The organism is Polaribacter irgensii 23-P, assembly GCF_000153225.1.
In the GTDB taxonomy this organism is placed as follows: domain Bacteria; phylum Bacteroidota; class Bacteroidia; order Flavobacteriales; family Flavobacteriaceae; genus Polaribacter; species Polaribacter irgensii.
Window position 1 is genome coordinate 1,944,995 of sequence record NZ_CH724148.1, and the last position, 15,573, is coordinate 1,960,567.

Here is a 15,573-nt window from a genome sequence, read left to right on the forward strand (position 1 = left end):
ATGTGTAGATGATCAAATACATTAATTAAATTGCTGAAAAAAACAATTGGAGGCTGGTTGTACTTGTTTTACTTTTTATAAAATTAATTGTGCTCAGGTGTTGCACAATTTTCGAACTGCTCTGGGGATTTACCACAGAAACCACAAGAATCTCCATTTTTATTTAGCATTGGGTTTTGACTGGCGCAGGTTCCTGCAAATTTACCATCTTTTTTTGCCCAAATTTTAATTGCAATTCCCGCGACTCCGAGTCCTAATAATCCGATTGTTAATAAAAATAATTTCATATCTAAAGATTAGTATTCAAAGGTACAAAATCTTGTATATATAAAGATTAGAAACTTTTTATTTAATGCTTTTGAAATAATCATCTATTTTTTAAAAGCGACAGTACTTATATTTATGTTGTTTTTTTTACAGCATTACATTTACTTCTATTTCTAAAGAAATTTGATAATTACTGTAAACACTTGCTTGTATTTTCTTTGCAAGTGCATGAATTTCTTTTCCAGTAGCATTGCCATAATTAACCAGCACTAAGGCTTGTTTTTCATGAACACCAGCATCTCCAAAACGCTTTCCTTTATAACCACTTTGTTCTACCAACCAGCCTGCAGGTATTTTAATTTCAGTTTCAGAAATTGGATAATTAGGAATGCTTGGGTTTTCTTTTTGAAGCTCTAAAAACAGCGCTTTAGAGATTATAGGGTTTTTAAAAAAGCTACCACTGTTGCCGATCTCTTTTGGATCGGGTAATTTTGATTTTCGAATTGCGATTACCGCATCAGAAACATCCTTTAATGTTGGGTCTTTTATTTTTTTGGAGGTTAATTCAGTTTCAATTGTACCATAAGAGGTATTTAATTGATGTATGTTTTTTGTCAATTTAAAGCTTACAGCAGTAATAATATATTTGCCTTTTACTTCGTGTTTAAATATTGAATTGCGATACCCAAAATTGCATGCACCATTTGAAAAAGAAACCAGTTTACCTGTTTCAATTTCTAGCGCTTCAACTTTTGTTATCGTGTCTTTTACTTCAACTCCGTAAGCACCTATGTTTTGAATAGGACAAGTACCAACATTTCCAGGAATTAAAGATAAGTTTTCAATTCCACCATAATTATTTTGAACACACCACAGCACAAGTTCGTGCCAGTCTTCTCCGGCATTTACAGTTAAGTAAATAGCCTTATCATTTTCTGTATCAATAGAAAGTCCTTTAATATCGATGTGCGCAACTAGGGTGTCAATATCCCTTGTAAGCAACATATTACTTCCACCAGAGAGTAGAAATAATTTTTTTTCAACTTTTAAGAGTTGTTGTAACTCGTAGACAGAATTTATTGAAATAAAACGCTTGGCATTTACAGCAATGCCAAACGTATTATAGTTTTTTAAAGATATGTTTTGTTGAATTTTCAACTAATTAGGATATTGCTTTAAAGCTGCAGCTAAAATTTCTACCGATCGTATTAAATCTAATTTATTTAATACATACGCTATTCTTACCTGGTTTTTACCTTCTCCTGGAGTTGAGTAAAACCCGCTTGCTGGTGCAACCATCACCGTTTCATTATTTAGATTAAAATCTTCTAACAACCATTGTGCAAAATGATCCGAATCTTTTACTGGTAACTGCGCAACACAGTAAAAAGCACCTTTAGGATTTGCAACGGTTACGCCTTCTATTTTTTCCAATTCAGAAATTAACGTATCTCGTCGTGCTACATACTCTTCTTTAACGTCCGTAAAATAAGAATCTGGTGTGTCTAAGGCAGCTTCACTAGCAATTAAAGCGTAAGTTGGTGGACTTAGTCTTGCTTGTGCAAATTTAATTGCTGTTTGAATAAATTCTTGGTTTTTGGAGACAATACAACCAATTCTTGCACCGCACATACTGTAACGTTTGGAAACAGAGTCAACTACAATGGCATTGTTTTCCAAACCGTCCAAAGAGAGTACAGAAGTATGTGTCAATCCGTCATAGGTAAACTCTCTGTAAACTTCATCAGCAATTAAAAACAAATCGTGTTTTAAAACAATCTTTTTTAATTTTTCAATTTCTTCTTCAGAATATAAATATCCTGTAGGATTTCCAGGATTACAAATCAATATAGCCTTTGTTTTAGAAGTAATTAATTTTTCAAACTCTTCTATTTTCGGCAAGGCAAAGTTATTTTCAATTTTAGAAATTACCGGTACAACGGTAACACCAGAAGCAGTAGCAAAACCATTGTAATTTGCGTAAAATGGTTCTGGAATAATAACCTCATCTCCTGGATCTGAAATACTTCCCATAGCAAATAGTAAAGCTTCAGAGCCTCCTGTTGTAATGACAAGATTGTCTGCAGTTACAGGAATATTATTTTTCACATAATACTTCGCTAACTTTGTTCTGTATTCTTCAGAACCCTCAGATCGCGCATATGCAAGTGTTTCAAGGGTGTTATTTTTAACAGCATCTAGGGCAACTTGGGGTGTTTTAATATCGGGTTGCCCAATATTTAAGTGAAAAACGCTTACGCCTCTTTTTTTAGCTGCTTCTGCATAGGGTACCAATTTTCGAATTGGAGATTCTGGCATTTCTATTCCTTTTCTAGATATTGACGGCATATTGTATGTTTTGTATAGATTACTATGCAAATTTGCAATAATAAATTCACATTGTTTAATTAAAGCGCACATCTTTAAAAGTTATTTCAATGAAAAAATAATTTCTCTAATTATATTATTGTATTTTTAAAAAGATGAGAAAAAATAATGGTTTGCATAATAAAATGTTCCTTTTTTTAGCAATATCATTTATTACAACTTTTTGCACAAATGCTCAAAATGGGTTCCATTTTGAGGAAGAAAGCCAAAAAAAGCAGCGCGTATCTTTCCAATTAATAAATAATTTAATCGTAATTCCAGTGACCATTAATGGTCAAAAACTTTCTTTTATTTTAGACACAGGTGTGACAAAAACAATTATTTTTAATCTTTCTCAGCACGATAGTATTTCTCTTTTGAATACAAAAAAAATCACGTTGAGGGGGCTAGGAGACGGCGAGCCAGTAACTGCTATATTGTCTAAAAAAAATAAGATGGGGGTGCGAGGGTTGCTTGCTAACAATCAATCTATTTATGTTATTCTTAAGGACTTTTTTGATGTATCTAGCAAAATGGGAACGACTATTCACGGGGTTATTGGATATAATTTATTAAGAAATTTTGTGGTTAAAATAAATTACAAAACTAAGAAGATCGATTTTTATAATCCAGATAGTTACACTTATAAGAAGTGCAGAAAGTGTGAAGTTTTACCCATTGAGTTTTATAGAAAAAAGCCATTTGTAAATGTTGCTGTGCAATTAGATACTGTTGGCACTAAATTAACACGCGTAAAAATGTTAATCGATTCTGGAGGAAGTGACGCTATTTGGCTTTTTGAAAATTCTAAATCAGAAATTAAGACCCCTAAAAGATTTTTTAATGATTTTTTAGGCGAAGGTTTAAGTGGTTTTATTTTCGGAAAGCGAAGTAGAATTCCGAAACTAAAAATAGGAAGATTTCAAATTAATAACTCCACAGTTTCTTTTTTAGATTCACTGTCTACATTAAATGCCAGGAAGTTTAAAAATAGAAATGGAAGCATAGGTGGTTATATCTTAAAGAGATTTACCGTCTGGTTAGATTATCCTAATAAACAAATTATGCTTAAAAAAAACAGTTTTTTTAGAGCTGGATTTAACTATAATATGAGTGGTTTAGACGTTGCTTATAGCGGTAAACAATTAATAATGCAAGAAAATATAAAATCTACAACAGGTGTTTATAATGGTAAATTAGAATCGAACAACACTATTTTTTTTGCACCCAACTTTATCTACGTTTTCAAACCTACTTATAAAGTGAAAGGCGTTGCTAAAAATTCTGTAGGAGATAAAGCCGGTTTGAAAGCAGGAGATTTAATTTTGGAAATTAATCGGAAACCTGCATATGCTTATAAATTAAGCGATATTGTTGGGATGTTACAAGAAAGGGAAAATAAAAAAATAAGAATTAAAATAGAAAGAGGTGGTGAAATTCTCTCCTTTCAGTTTCGCTTAGAAAAAAGAATTTAGTAATCAGAAACGATGCTTTTTTCTTTTTCTAAAGAAATTGCTGCATTTACAAACCCTTTAATTTTGACGATCTTAATTTTGTTCTTTGCGTTTGAGGTAATGGTGATAGATTTCGAGAAACCACCAACTCTCTTTGTGTCATAAGAAACTTTAATCTCTCCTTTTTCTCCTGGCATTATAGGTGCTTCTGGTTTTTTAGGCACAGTACATCCGCAAGAAGATTTAATTTGGTCAATAATTAAAGGTTGATCACCAATATTTGTAAAAACAAAAGTTCTTTCTCCGTTTGAAGCTTTTTCAACTTTTCCATAATCAATGGTTTCTGTTTCAAACTGAAATTCTTGGGCATTGAAAGAAATACTAATAAGGAGAACTGCTAAAAATAATTTAAATGTTTTCATATTGATTAACTTGTATAGTAAAATTACCATAAATAATTTGTTTTAAAAAATCAACCGCTAATTTTTTCAGCAAAATAGATAATTGTATTTTTGCGAACTATATTTAAAAAAAATATTTCAGAATATGACAATTCCATCTAAATACGATGCAGGACAAGCAGAGGGCAAATGGTATGATTACTGGATGAAAAATAATTATTTTCATTCAACGCCAGATGAAAGAGAGCCTTATACAATTGTAATTCCGCCGCCAAACGTTACCGGTGTATTGCACATGGGACATATGTTGAACAATACCATTCAAGATGTTTTAGTTCGACGGGCGCGTTTGTTAGGTAAAAATGCTTGTTGGGTTCCGGGAACAGATCATGCTTCTATTGCCACTGAAGCTAAAGTAGTAGCAAAGTTAAAAGCGCAAGGAATTCAGAAAAGCGACTTAACGCGGGAAGAATTTCTGCAACACGCTTTTGATTGGAAAGATGAATATGGAGGTATTATTTTAGAACAATTAAAAAAATTAGGCGCCTCCTGTGATTGGGAGCGAACTGCATTTACAATGGATCCAGAAATGTCTGAATCTGTAATTAAAGTTTTTGTGGATTTATATAATAAAGGGCTAATTTATCGCGGGTACCGCATGGTTAATTGGGATCCCGAAGCGAAAACGACATTGTCTGATGAGGAAGTAATTCATGAAGAGCGTCAAGGAAATTTATACTATTTAGAATATAAAATTGAAGGTTCAGAAAATACGTTAACAATTGCTACAACGCGTCCAGAAACTATTTTTGGAGATACCGCAATCTGCATCAATCCAAAGGATGAACGTTTTTTACATTTAAAAGGAAAGAAAGCAATTGTGCCTTTATGTAACCGTGTAATTCCTATTATTGAAGATGATTATGTTGATATTGAATTTGGAACAGGTTGTTTAAAAGTAACTCCTGCCCATGATGAAAATGATAAAAATTTAGGCGAAAAACACCAATTAGAAGTAATTGATATTTTTAATGATGATGCTTCTTTAAATTCTTTCGGATTGCATTATCAAGGAAAAGATCGTTTTGTAGTTCGTGAAGAAATAGCGCAAGAACTTAAAGAAAAAGGTTTTTTAGTAAAAACAGAAGTGCATGTAAATAAAGTAGGAACTTCAGAGAGAACTAAAGCAGTTATAGAGCCAAGGTTGTCAGATCAATGGTTTTTAAAGATGAAAGATTTAGCAAAACCGGCTATTGATGCTGTTTTAGGGGAAGATGCTGAAATCAATTTATATCCAAAGAAATTCGAAAATACCTACCGCCATTGGATGGAAAATGTTCGTGATTGGAATATTTCCCGACAACTTTGGTGGGGACAACAAATTCCGGCCTATTTCTATGGGGATGGAAAAGAGGATTTTGTGGTTGCAGAGAATATTGACGATGCGTTGGTTTTAGCCAAAGAAAAAACTGGGAATGTCGCGTTAAAAATTACGGATCTAAAACAAGATGAAGATGCATTAGATACTTGGTTTTCGTCTTGGTTGTGGCCCATGTCTGTTTTTGATGGTATTAGAAATCCAGAGAACGAAGAAATTAAATACTATTATCCTACAAATGATCTCGTAACAGGTCCAGATATTTTATTTTTCTGGGTGGCACGAATGATTGTTGCAGGGTATGAGTATAAAGGCGAAAAGCCTTTTAAAAACGTATATTTAACAGGTTTAGTGCGTGATAAGCAAAGACGTAAAATGTCTAAATCTTTAGGAAATTCGCCGGATGCTTTAAAATTAATTGAAGATTATGGTGCAGATGGTGTTCGAGTTGGTCTGCTCTTAAGTGCTGCCGCTGGAAACGATTTAATGTTTGAAGAAGACTTATGTCAGCAAGGAAAAGGCTTTGCAAATAAAATATGGAATGCGTTCCGTCTGATAACCGGTTGGGAGGTAGCTGCAACATTACCACAACCAGAAACTTCAAAAATTGGTTTGGTTTGGTATGAAGCAAAGTTTCAAAAAACGTTGGCAGAGATCGAAGATCATTTTGCTAAATACCGGCTTTCAGATGCTTTAATGGCAATTTATAAATTGATTAATGATGATTTTTCTTCGTGGTTATTAGAGATCGTAAAGCCTGCGTATCAGCAACCGATAGATAAAAAAACTTTTGACGCCATTCTTGAAGTATTAGAAAATAACCTAAAGGTGCTGCATCCTTTTATGCCGTTTTTATCAGAAGACATCTGGCAATACATTGCAGATAGAACTCCAGAAGAGGCTTTGATTATTTCAAAATATCCCGTAATTAAAGATTTTGATGCGATTATTATCGCTGATTTTGAATTCGCAACAGGTGTTATTTCTGGAATTAGGACCATTAGAAAAGATAAAAATATTTCTTTTAAGGATCCTATCGAATTGTTTGTGATTGATACTGAGAAAAAATCCAAAAAATTTGACACCGTGATACAAAAGCTAACAAATGCTGCGGTAATAAAGGTGGTTCCAGAAAAGGTTGAAGGCGCTTCTTTTAGAGTAAAATCTAATGAATATTTTGTGCCAATTGCGATCGAAAATATTGATGTACCGGCGGAAATAAAGAAATTGGAGAGTGAATTAAAAAGGGCAGAAGGTTTTTTATTTGGTATTTCAAAGAAATTATCAAATGAGCGTTTTGTAGCGAATGCTCCAGAAGAAGTAATTCTAGTAGAACGTAAAAAAGAAGCGGATACAATTGCAAAAATTGAAACCATTAAAAGTAGTTTGAATTCTTTAAAGTAACCTGCTGCGTTTGCTTCCTTAAATAGTAGTGGAATGTTATTGTTAAGTTGTTAATTGGTAATGATTTCATTAAAAATAAGAATATCCTAAATAGAAAGAGAGTTTCAAATAATTGGACTCTTAATAATTAAACAAAGTAAAAATGAAAAATTTTATTATTCCTGTAGCAATTTTCACCTTATTAGTCTCTTCTTGTGTATCCAAGAAAAAATATGTGGCTTTAGAAAGTCAGTATACAAATACCAAAGGAGATCTTCAAAAAACTACAATTGAAAAAGAGCAGTTGGCTGCAAAGTTTTCAGCAATAGAAGCGCGCGTTGAGAATTACAATACTAAAATTAATTCGTTAAAGAGTGACAATGTTACTTTAGAGAGAGAAAATGAAGTGAAATTATCAATGGTTGGAAACGCTGCGGTAATTTCAACGCAGACGAGAGCTTTGATGAATGAAACTTTAACAAAAGTAGATGTGAACGCTCTTTCAAAAGCAAAGACTCTAAAAGATTCTCTGAATTTAGCCATCGCTTACAATTTAAAAAAATCAATAGATATTTTAGAGATAGAAAGTTCTGACGATATCGATATTAATATTGATCAAACAGTTGTGATGATTTCAGTTTCTGATAAACTACTTTTTAATACGGCAAGTTACCGTGTCAAAAAAGGAGCGTATAAATTGATAGCAAAATTAGCAGCAGTCATAAAATCTGAGCCAAGTATGGATGTTATGATTGAAGGACACACAGATTCTAGGACTATAAGTAATGCTGTAGTGCAAGACAATTGGGATCTAAGCGTAAAAAGAGCGACGTCTATTGTGAGGCTTTTAGAAAGTAAATATAAGGTAGAAGGTAGTAGATTGATTGCTTCAGGAAGAGGGAGTACAATGCCATTAGTAGATAATTCTTCAAGTGAAAATAGAAGAAAAAATAGAAGAACTAAAATTGTTATTCTACCAAATTTAGACAAATTTTTTGCGTTGTTATCTTCTAATTCAGATATCGATAAATAATATAGCAAAATTCACTCAGTTTATAAGCTTCTAACGCATTGCTGTAATCAATGTTTTAGAAGCTTTTTGTTTTTAGCTTTCCACGTTAAAAATAGTATATTTGAACATATTTAATGTCGTTATGAAAATTATTGCAATGATTCCTGCACGGTATAGTGCAAGCCGATTTCCAGGGAAATTAATGAAAGATTTAGGAGGAAAGTCCGTTATTCTTAGAACGTATGAAGCGGCAATAAAAACAGGGCTCTTTGAAGCCGTTTACGTGGTTACGGATTCAGAAATTATTCAAGAAAACATAGCGAATGCAGGTGGAGATGTAATTATGAGCACGGCAGAGCATCAATGTGGATCAGATAGAATTGCAGAGGCAGTTGCGTTTTTAGAGGTTGATATTGTTATTAATGTACAAGGAGACGAACCTTTTATAGACAAAGTATCACTGTCAAAATTAATCGATGTTTTTAAAAATGATTCTGAAAAAGAGATTGATTTGGCATCATTAAAAGTACAAATTACTGCGAAAGAAGAGATTGAAAATCCAAACAATGTCAAGGTCATTACAGATATAAATAACATGGCAATCTACTTTTCTAGAAGTGTAATTCCATATCAAAGAGATCAAGACATTGCTGTAAAATACTATAAACACAAAGGGGTATATGCATTTAGAAAACAGGCCTTATTAGATTTTTATAAAACACCCATGACGCCTTTAGAGGCTGCTGAAAAAATTGAAGCAATTCGCTATCAGGAGCTTGGGAAGAAGATTAAAATGGTAGAAACAACCATAGAGTCTGTGGGTATTGATACGCCAGAAGATTTAGAAAAAGCGAAGAGATACCTAAATTTATTATGATGTTTGAGAATATAAAAGTAATTGCTTTTGATGCAGATGATACTTTATGGGTAAATGAAACGTATTTTAGAGAAGCAGAGGATGCTTTTGTAGCGTTGCTATTGCCCTATGAAAACAAAGATAAAATCACCAAAGAATTAGGAGAAACTGAAATCAAAAATCTATCGATTTATGGATATGGCGTTAAAGGATTTGTGCTTTCTTTGATAGAATGTGCCTTAGTGCTTTCAAAGGATCAATTGCCAGCAGAAATTCTTGGGAAAATATTAGAGATAGGCAAGGAGATGCTGGAAAAACCAATACAGTTGTTAGATGGCGTAGAAGAGGTTTTAGAGAGTTTACAGGGAAAATTTAAGTTAATCGTTGCTACAAAAGGGGACTTATTGGATCAGGAAAGGAAGTTAGCAAAATCACATTTGTTACATTATTTTCATCATATTGAAGTAATGAGTGATAAAAAAGAAAAAGACTATTTAAAGTTAGTAAAACATTTAGATATTCTACCTTCCCAATTGTTGATGATCGGAAATTCTTTAAAGTCTGATGTCTTGCCCCTAATAGCGATTGGAGCTCCGGCAATTCACATCCCATTTCACACGACCTGGATTCATGAGGAAGTGACTTTGGAGAAGGATCAAAATCTAGATTTCAAAACCTTGACAAATATTAAAGAATTGATAGCGCTCATTTAAATAATTAAACTAACTTTGCACTTTTAAAATTAAAACATATTATGGCTAGCATAAAAAACTTAAAAAGAGATATCAATTATACGTTAGGAGACATTATTGGATATGTATCCGAGAAAGTAGATCTTAAAGGAGATAATAAAGAAGTTGAAGCAATTATAGATGAAACTATAAATACTTTTGACGCTTTAATCGCAAAAATTAACGCGAAGGGAATTGAGAACAAAAAAGCACATTATAATGGTGTAAGTGCAGATTTGGAAGCGAGGGCTAAGGAATTAGTACTTAAAATCAATGCATTATAAAAACACCTTTTAAAATATTTTTTAAAAACCATCAATTAATGTATTGATGGTTTTTTTTGTCCTATTGTAAATATACTAAACGCATGTTGCTTTCCGTTATAGCTGGTAAATAGCAAGAATATGGCGAGAGCAATGTTTGATTACACAATTACAGTGTTAAAAAAAGTTAGTTTTAATTCAGAGTTATTTTGTAAAGAATTAAAAAAGGGCTTGGAAAACTTATTACCAAATGAAGTAGATGAACTCAGTGTTTGGTTGTATTCCTTTGTAGAAAACAAGCCGGACTTATTTGTTTGTATGGCACTTTTAGAGTAATTATATATATAAATCTATTTAAGTTTTTTATGTGATACTGTTTTTCGCTTAAACCAACGTATTCATGTAAAAAACTAGTCATTATTTTTGAGATAAGGTGGCAATTTATTTGAACATAGTTGTTTTATTTTATTTCCATTACAGAAAATAGTACTTTTTAAGTAACGGTGCGTTATGTTAGACTGCACCAGTATATAGGCACCTCTCTTTTTAAGTTTATTTACAACAATGCTTATCTCATTAGGAACTGTGCTATAACTCTAAGAGAGCCGACCCCCTTTTTGGTGAACCCTATGAATAGCTCGTCACACTGAACTAAGACCTCTTTTAAGATCTCGTGCTGAACCATTGAGGAGTAGCAATTTACATATCTTCGAATAAAGGCTATTTGTAAAGGAAAACTATTTTTTCACTCTTGTTTTAGAATAGCCAAATAAACGTTTTTGTTTGATGATTTCAGAAATTCCCTCTGGTAACATTTCTTCCCAGTCGTGATCACCATTTACAATCATTTTTAATACTTTTCGGGAGAATATATCCAGCGTTTCTGAGTCAAAGTCGTCAATGTTTATCAGTCTTCCGTTGTTTTTAAAGAACTTGTAAAGCTCTTTCATTCGAGGGTGTACTTTAAGATTCTCAGTGTTGATGTATGCACCAGATTCTTGGTCTTTGTAGGGATACATGTAGACCTTTAAATCTCGATAGAAAAGTTTGCCAAATGCTTCCAAAATCCCACCACTTAAATTTCGGTAGTATTTTTCATCAAAAATTTGAATAAGATTGTTTACACCCATGGCAAGCGCCATCCTCTCTTTTGTAAATTCACTAAAATATTCAACTAATTTAAAGTATTGTTGAAAGTTGGTGATCATAACATTTTGTCCCAAAGAACAAAGGAGTTCTGCACGATCCAAAAAGTCTCTTTCGTTAATTTTACCTTCACCACTCAAGTTACTTAAAGTGATCTCAAAAATTACTTGGGTTCTGCTTTCTTTTACTTTATTTTCTGCTAAGAATAGCTTTTTAGACTTTTCATACATGTCCATATTTACTTTTGTAACAGGTCTAAAACTGCCTCGTAAAGCTAAAATATTTTTTTTGTACAATACTTGAGCCGGAAGTAAGTTGTTTCCGTCAGGCCCAAACATTACTGCATTCGTCATCCCGTTTTTAAGCAATTGTAAGCTCATTAAACGGTTGTCTACATACATAAATCGAGGTCCTGAAAAATTAATCATGTCAACTTCTAACTGATCGTTACTTAAATTGTCATAGAAGGATTTTACGAGTTCTTTCGGATTGTCATTTAAATAAAAAGCACCATAAATTAAATTTACTCCAAGAACACCTAAAGTTTCCTGTTGGAGCCGTGCATCTGTTTCTTTAAATCGAAGATGTAATATAATTTCATTGTACTCCTCTAAAGGGTCTAATTGAAAGCGAATTCCTATCCATCCGTGCCCCTTAAACTGCTTTGCAAAATCAATGGTGGTTACCGTGTTAGCGTAACTAAAAAACAACTTATCTGGATGCTTAGATCGGCTGAGTCGATCTTCCATTAAATCGATTTCGTGACCTAGCATTTTTTTTAAACGTGGTTGTGTAACATACCGTTTGTCCTCTTCTATTCCATATATGGCATCCGAAAAGTCTTTGTCATATGCACTCATTGCTTTTGCTATGGTTCCAGAGGCAGCACCTGTTCTGAAAAAGTTTCGTGCTGTTTCTTGTCCTGCGCCAATTTCTGCAAAGGTTCCGTAGATATCCGAGTTTAAGTTAATTCTGAGTGTTTTACTTTTTGTAGTCGGTGCACTTGTTATCTCTTGATCTCCTTTTAAAGAAATGGCCATAGTAAGTTTTTAAACGTTCCAACAAATGTAAGTAATTAGTGTGTTATCAGTCAATTTTTATCTTATTTTTGTTTTAATGAAATTTAATAAAAAGACACTAAATATTACCTTTTTAGGTACAGGTACTTCCCAGGGAGTACCGATGATTGCGAGTAAAGATCCTGTTTGTTTATCTACCAATATTAAAGACAAGCGGCTGCGTTCTTCTATCTTGATTTCTTGGGATGATAAAAAATATGTAATTGACTGTGGACCAGACTTTAGACAACAAATGCTTAGAGAAGATGTACAATTAGTGCACGGCGTTTTGTTTACACATGAGCATTCTGATCATACTGCGGGAATTGATGATTTGCGTCCTTTTTGTTATAAAATAGGAGAGATGCCGATCTATTTAAATCAAAGAACATTGGCGAGTTTAGAGCAGCGTTTTGAATACATTTTCTCCAAAGAGAATCGGTATCCTGGCGCGCCAAGTGTGCAGCCAAATATTATAAAAGAAACTCCTTTTTTATTGGATACTATTTCGGTAGTGCCCATTGCAGTTGCGCACGGAAAACTACCTATTCTTGGATACAGAATTCAGAATATTGCCTATTTGACGGACCTAAAAACAATTGCAATAGCAGAAAAAGAAAAGTTGAAAAATTTGGATGTTCTCATCGTGAATGCATTGCGAATAGATGCGCATCCTACACATTTAAACTTACAAGAAGCATTGGATTTTGTTGGGGAGTTGCAACCTAAAAAAGCTTATTTTACACACATTAGCCACAAGTTGGGTTTTCACGACGAAGTTTCTAAGATACTTCCAAGCAACGTATTTTTAGCGTTTGATGGCCTAAAAATTCAAGTGTAAAATTGTACCATTTGCAATTTCTTAATACCAGCGTTTTTTCTTCTTTTTTGAGGCTTCAGACTTTCTACCTTTCTTGTGTTTACTCACAGTATTTTCTTGGGTCCTTTTTTGTTTTGGCTTGGAAATAATATAAAGGTGATCTGTAATTACTTTAATTGGTCTTTCTATTAGAGTTTCAATCAACTTGATATAGGCATTCTCGTCAGGGGAACAAAAAGAAAAGGCGATGCCAGATTTACCAGCCCTACCCGTTCTACCAATTCTGTGAATATAGGTTTCTGGGACATTTGGAATGTCAAAATTAATAATTGCATCTACGTTTGTAATGTCTATTCCTCGAGATGCAACGTCTGTTGCTATTAAAATGTGGGCGGTCTTATTTTTAAAGTCCTCAATAGCTTTATTCCGTATTCCCTGGGTTTTATCTCCATGGATACTCGCGACTTTATACCCGTTTTTGGTCAAGGACTCTTCTAATTTGTCAACACCAAACTTTGTACGTCTAAAAATAATTATTTTTCCGTTGATTGTGTTTTTCAATAAATTCAAACACAAATCGGTTTTATTCTTTTTGGGGAGGTAGTAGAGGAGTTGTCCAATATTTTTTGCGGTAGTTTCCTCAGGATTTATTTCTACAACAACCGGACTTTTAATTACCTTTTTGGCTAACTCAACTATTTTTTCTGGCATGGTTGCCGAAAAAAGTAATGTTTGCTTTTGTTTGGGACAGAAACGTTCTATTTTTTTAATATCGTTAATAAAGCCCATATCTAACATGAGATCAGCTTCATCTAAAACAAATATTTCAATGGCACTTAAATCAATATTTCCCTGCGTATGCAAGTCAATTAGTCTTCCTGGAGTTGCGATTAAAATGTCAATACCTTTTGATAAAATTTCTTTTTGAGGTTCTAAAGATACGCCCCCAAAAACAGCCGATGCTCTTAGATTCGAATATTTACTAAAGCTTTTGAAGTTTTCTAATATTTGAATTGCCAGTTCACGCGTAGGCGTAATGATCAAAGATTTTATTTTTTTTTCTCCTTTTTCGGCATCTTGTCCATCAAATAAAAGCTGAATAATAGGCAATGCAAAAGCAGCTGTTTTTCCGGTTCCCGTTTGTGCCGAAACAATGACGTTCTTTTTTTCTAAAATTAAAGGAATCGCTTCTTGTTGCACTAAGCTAGGTGTTTGGAAGCGCTCTTCCGCTACTGCTTTTAAAATAGATTTATTGAAAGAAAAATCAGAAAACTGCATGTATTATTTTTAGGGCAAAGGTAGCTTAAAAGAAACAATGGTTTTTGTTGAATTGAAAATTATTAAAAGGGAATTTTCTTTAGACTTCGTCTGCTAAAAGAGTCCTATTATATGTCTTTCAAAAAGAATACGTCAGAAGGATTCGATTTGTTTTGTTAGCTTGCGAGCTATGAAGAAAAAAGAGAAATCTCAAAAAGAGCCTTGGCCAACAAAAGAAGCAATGGAGCAAGTGTATGAAATGAAACTTTGGGGGGCAAATAAGGATGTTTTTTACTCAGGTATTGGATCACATCAAGCAAACCTTATCCAGCCTTATATCTCCGCAGTGAGCACTTTTTTAACTAGTTTTAAGAACCCTATAGATGTCTGTGATTTAGGTTGTGGCGATTTTAATATTGGGAAAGAATTGGCTCCACACGCAAGGAGATATAGGGCCGTTGATATTGTTCCAGCACTTATTCTTTTCAATAAATTGCATTTCACGTCAGAAAGGGTAACCTTTTATTGCTTAGATATTGCCAATGACGTCTTACCTCCTGGAGATTGTGCAATTGTTAGACAAGTATTGCAGCATCTCTCAAACGCGGAGGTACATCGAATTACTGCTAAATTGGTTGCCTTTAAATATATAATATTAACCGAGCATCTTCCACAAGAAGATTTCAAACCAAACAAAGACATTATTTCTGGACAAGGAATTCGATTAAAAAAGCAAAGCGGATTGAATTTGTTAAAGGCTCCGTTCTATATGCAGGTGAAAAGAGAAAAACAGCTATTATCAATCTCTTTAGGGAAGGAAAAGGGTGTTTTAGTAACGACCCAATATGAAGTTTATTGAGCGTTTTTTTTAATTTTACTTCTGAATTAATTTAAATTTTAATAACGGATTGGTTAAAAAAGACATGACAAATGAGGTTCCAATGTACAAGAACAATATTGTCCAAATTTCAAGTATTTCAGGCTTTTCCCAAGTTTGGATTGCAGTTTGAAGGAGTCCTGGAACGAAAAGAACAAAAACACTTGAGACCACTCTACTCTTTATTGTGCATGTGTGCTCAGCTTGACAATTTGAACATTTAAGCATTTGCTTGGCACTCCAGTAGTTTTTATAGATTTGCCAAAAACTAAATTTTTCATTACACTTTTTACACGTATCCAT

16 protein-coding genes are annotated in these 15,573 nt (G+C 33.3%); 9 read left to right on the plus strand and 7 right to left on the minus strand.

What is annotated here, in order from left to right:
• Window positions 1-83: 83 nt before the first annotated feature.
• The 3 genes from PI23P_RS08715 to PI23P_RS08725 form a co-directional block, all read right to left on the minus strand.
• Window positions 84-287: a hypothetical protein gene (locus tag PI23P_RS08715; protein ID WP_004570441.1), complete on the minus strand. Its 204-nt coding sequence runs from the start codon at window positions 285-287 to the stop codon at window positions 84-86.
• A 127-nt stretch (window positions 288-414) separates the two neighbouring features.
• Window positions 415-1,425 carry a UDP-N-acetylmuramate dehydrogenase gene (murB, locus tag PI23P_RS08720; protein ID WP_004570442.1) on the minus strand — a complete coding sequence of 337 codons (1,011 nt, stop codon included), beginning with the start codon at window positions 1,423-1,425 and terminating at the stop codon, window positions 415-417.
• The gene (locus tag PI23P_RS08725) at window positions 1,426-2,616 is read right to left on the minus strand and encodes a pyridoxal phosphate-dependent aminotransferase (protein ID WP_018941838.1); all 1,191 of its coding nucleotides are present in this window, start codon (window positions 2,614-2,616) and stop codon (window positions 1,426-1,428) included.
• A gap of 134 nt (window positions 2,617-2,750) precedes the next feature.
• Between PI23P_RS08725 and PI23P_RS08730 the strand changes: the two genes are divergently transcribed.
• On the plus strand, window positions 2,751-4,109 hold the full coding sequence (locus PI23P_RS08730) for an aspartyl protease family protein (protein ID WP_004570444.1): 1,359 nt from the start codon (window positions 2,751-2,753) through the stop codon (window positions 4,107-4,109).
• Here the strand turns inward: PI23P_RS08730 and PI23P_RS08735 are convergent.
• Window positions 4,106-4,510: a DUF1573 domain-containing protein gene (locus PI23P_RS08735; RefSeq protein ID WP_004570445.1), complete on the minus strand. Its 405-nt coding sequence runs from the start codon at window positions 4,508-4,510 to the stop codon at window positions 4,106-4,108. The genes PI23P_RS08730 and PI23P_RS08735 overlap by 4 nt on opposite strands.
• A gap of 124 nt (window positions 4,511-4,634) precedes the next feature.
• Here PI23P_RS08735 and PI23P_RS08740 point away from each other — a divergent pair, with 124 nt between their 5' ends.
• The 6 genes from PI23P_RS08740 (at window position 4,635) to PI23P_RS08765 (ending at window position 10,448) form a co-directional block, all read left to right on the plus strand.
• Window positions 4,635-7,271 carry a valine--tRNA ligase gene (locus PI23P_RS08740; RefSeq protein WP_004570446.1) on the plus strand — a complete coding sequence of 879 codons (2,637 nt, stop codon included), beginning with the start codon at window positions 4,635-4,637 and terminating at the stop codon, window positions 7,269-7,271.
• A gap of 142 nt (window positions 7,272-7,413) precedes the next feature.
• Window positions 7,414-8,283 carry an OmpA/MotB family protein gene (locus tag PI23P_RS08745; protein ID WP_004570447.1) on the plus strand — a complete coding sequence of 290 codons (870 nt, stop codon included), beginning with the start codon at window positions 7,414-7,416 and terminating at the stop codon, window positions 8,281-8,283.
• A 121-nt stretch (window positions 8,284-8,404) separates the two neighbouring features.
• Window positions 8,405-9,139 (plus strand): 3-deoxy-manno-octulosonate cytidylyltransferase, encoded by a 735-nt coding sequence (kdsB, locus tag PI23P_RS08750; RefSeq protein WP_004570448.1) that lies wholly within the window; start codon window positions 8,405-8,407, stop codon window positions 9,137-9,139.
• On the plus strand, window positions 9,139-9,831 hold the full coding sequence (locus PI23P_RS08755; RefSeq protein WP_018941839.1) for an HAD family hydrolase: 693 nt from the start codon (window positions 9,139-9,141) through the stop codon (window positions 9,829-9,831). Before kdsB ends, PI23P_RS08755 begins: the two co-directional genes overlap by 1 nt.
• 41 nt (window positions 9,832-9,872) lie before the next feature.
• Window positions 9,873-10,133: a hypothetical protein gene (locus tag PI23P_RS08760; protein ID WP_004570450.1), complete on the plus strand. Its 261-nt coding sequence runs from the start codon at window positions 9,873-9,875 to the stop codon at window positions 10,131-10,133.
• Between the two features lie 120 nt (window positions 10,134-10,253).
• Window positions 10,254-10,448 (plus strand): hypothetical protein, encoded by a 195-nt coding sequence (locus tag PI23P_RS08765; RefSeq protein ID WP_004570451.1) that lies wholly within the window; start codon window positions 10,254-10,256, stop codon window positions 10,446-10,448.
• Between the two features lie 401 nt (window positions 10,449-10,849).
• Here the strand turns inward: PI23P_RS08765 and PI23P_RS08770 are convergent, their stop codons facing one another.
• Window positions 10,850-12,298 (minus strand): hypothetical protein, encoded by a 1,449-nt coding sequence (locus tag PI23P_RS08770; RefSeq protein ID WP_004570452.1) that lies wholly within the window; start codon window positions 12,296-12,298, stop codon window positions 10,850-10,852.
• Between the two features lie 76 nt (window positions 12,299-12,374).
• Between PI23P_RS08770 and PI23P_RS08775 the strand changes: the two genes are divergently transcribed.
• The gene (locus PI23P_RS08775; RefSeq protein ID WP_004570453.1) at window positions 12,375-13,157 is read left to right on the plus strand and encodes an MBL fold metallo-hydrolase; all 783 of its coding nucleotides are present in this window, start codon (window positions 12,375-12,377) and stop codon (window positions 13,155-13,157) included.
• 21 nt (window positions 13,158-13,178) lie between these two features.
• Here PI23P_RS08775 and PI23P_RS08780 read toward each other — a convergent pair whose 3' ends face one another.
• On the minus strand, window positions 13,179-14,414 hold the full coding sequence (locus PI23P_RS08780; protein ID WP_004570454.1) for a DEAD/DEAH box helicase: 1,236 nt from the start codon (window positions 14,412-14,414) through the stop codon (window positions 13,179-13,181).
• Window positions 14,415-14,583: 169 nt separating this feature from the next.
• Between PI23P_RS08780 and PI23P_RS08785 the strand changes: the two genes are divergently transcribed.
• Window positions 14,584-15,252 carry a class I SAM-dependent methyltransferase gene (locus PI23P_RS08785; protein ID WP_004570455.1) on the plus strand — a complete coding sequence of 223 codons (669 nt, stop codon included), beginning with the start codon at window positions 14,584-14,586 and terminating at the stop codon, window positions 15,250-15,252.
• A 15-nt stretch (window positions 15,253-15,267) separates the two neighbouring features.
• Here PI23P_RS08785 and PI23P_RS08790 read toward each other — a convergent pair whose 3' ends face one another.
• Window positions 15,268-15,573, minus strand: a complete 306-nt coding sequence (locus PI23P_RS08790) for a TIGR04104 family putative zinc finger protein (RefSeq protein ID WP_238300047.1) — start codon at window positions 15,571-15,573, stop codon at window positions 15,268-15,270.

What these genes read in the sequence shown, in the direction of transcription:
- PI23P_RS08775 (WP_004570453.1), top strand. Translation starts at nt 12,375, where the DNA reads ATGAAATTTAATAAAAAGACACTAAATATTACCTTTTTAGGTACAGGT.
- PI23P_RS08765 (WP_004570451.1), top strand. Translation starts at nt 10,254, where the DNA reads ATGGCGAGAGCAATGTTTGATTACACAATTACAGTGTTAAAAAAAGTT.
- PI23P_RS08735 (WP_004570445.1), bottom strand. Translation starts at nt 4,510, where the DNA reads ATGAAAACATTTAAATTATTTTTAGCAGTTCTCCTTATTAGTATTTCT.
- PI23P_RS08730 (WP_004570444.1), top strand. Translation starts at nt 2,751, where the DNA reads ATGAGAAAAAATAATGGTTTGCATAATAAAATGTTCCTTTTTTTAGCA.
- PI23P_RS08715 (WP_004570441.1), bottom strand. Translation starts at nt 287, where the DNA reads ATGAAATTATTTTTATTAACAATCGGATTATTAGGACTCGGAGTCGCG.
- PI23P_RS08790 (WP_238300047.1), bottom strand. Translation starts at nt 15,573, where the DNA reads ATGGATACGTGTAAAAAGTGTAATGAAAAATTTAGTTTTTGGCAAATC.
- PI23P_RS08785 (WP_004570455.1), top strand. Translation starts at nt 14,584, where the DNA reads ATGAAGAAAAAAGAGAAATCTCAAAAAGAGCCTTGGCCAACAAAAGAA.
- PI23P_RS08780 (WP_004570454.1), bottom strand. Translation starts at nt 14,414, where the DNA reads ATGCAGTTTTCTGATTTTTCTTTCAATAAATCTATTTTAAAAGCAGTA.
- PI23P_RS08740 (WP_004570446.1), top strand. Translation starts at nt 4,635, where the DNA reads ATGACAATTCCATCTAAATACGATGCAGGACAAGCAGAGGGCAAATGG.
- PI23P_RS08755 (WP_018941839.1), top strand. Translation starts at nt 9,139, where the DNA reads ATGTTTGAGAATATAAAAGTAATTGCTTTTGATGCAGATGATACTTTA.
- PI23P_RS08745 (WP_004570447.1), top strand. Translation starts at nt 7,414, where the DNA reads ATGAAAAATTTTATTATTCCTGTAGCAATTTTCACCTTATTAGTCTCT.
- kdsB (WP_004570448.1), top strand. Translation starts at nt 8,405, where the DNA reads ATGAAAATTATTGCAATGATTCCTGCACGGTATAGTGCAAGCCGATTT.
- PI23P_RS08725 (WP_018941838.1), bottom strand. Translation starts at nt 2,616, where the DNA reads ATGCCGTCAATATCTAGAAAAGGAATAGAAATGCCAGAATCTCCAATT.
- PI23P_RS08760 (WP_004570450.1), top strand. Translation starts at nt 9,873, where the DNA reads ATGGCTAGCATAAAAAACTTAAAAAGAGATATCAATTATACGTTAGGA.
- PI23P_RS08770 (WP_004570452.1), bottom strand. Translation starts at nt 12,298, where the DNA reads ATGGCCATTTCTTTAAAAGGAGATCAAGAGATAACAAGTGCACCGACT.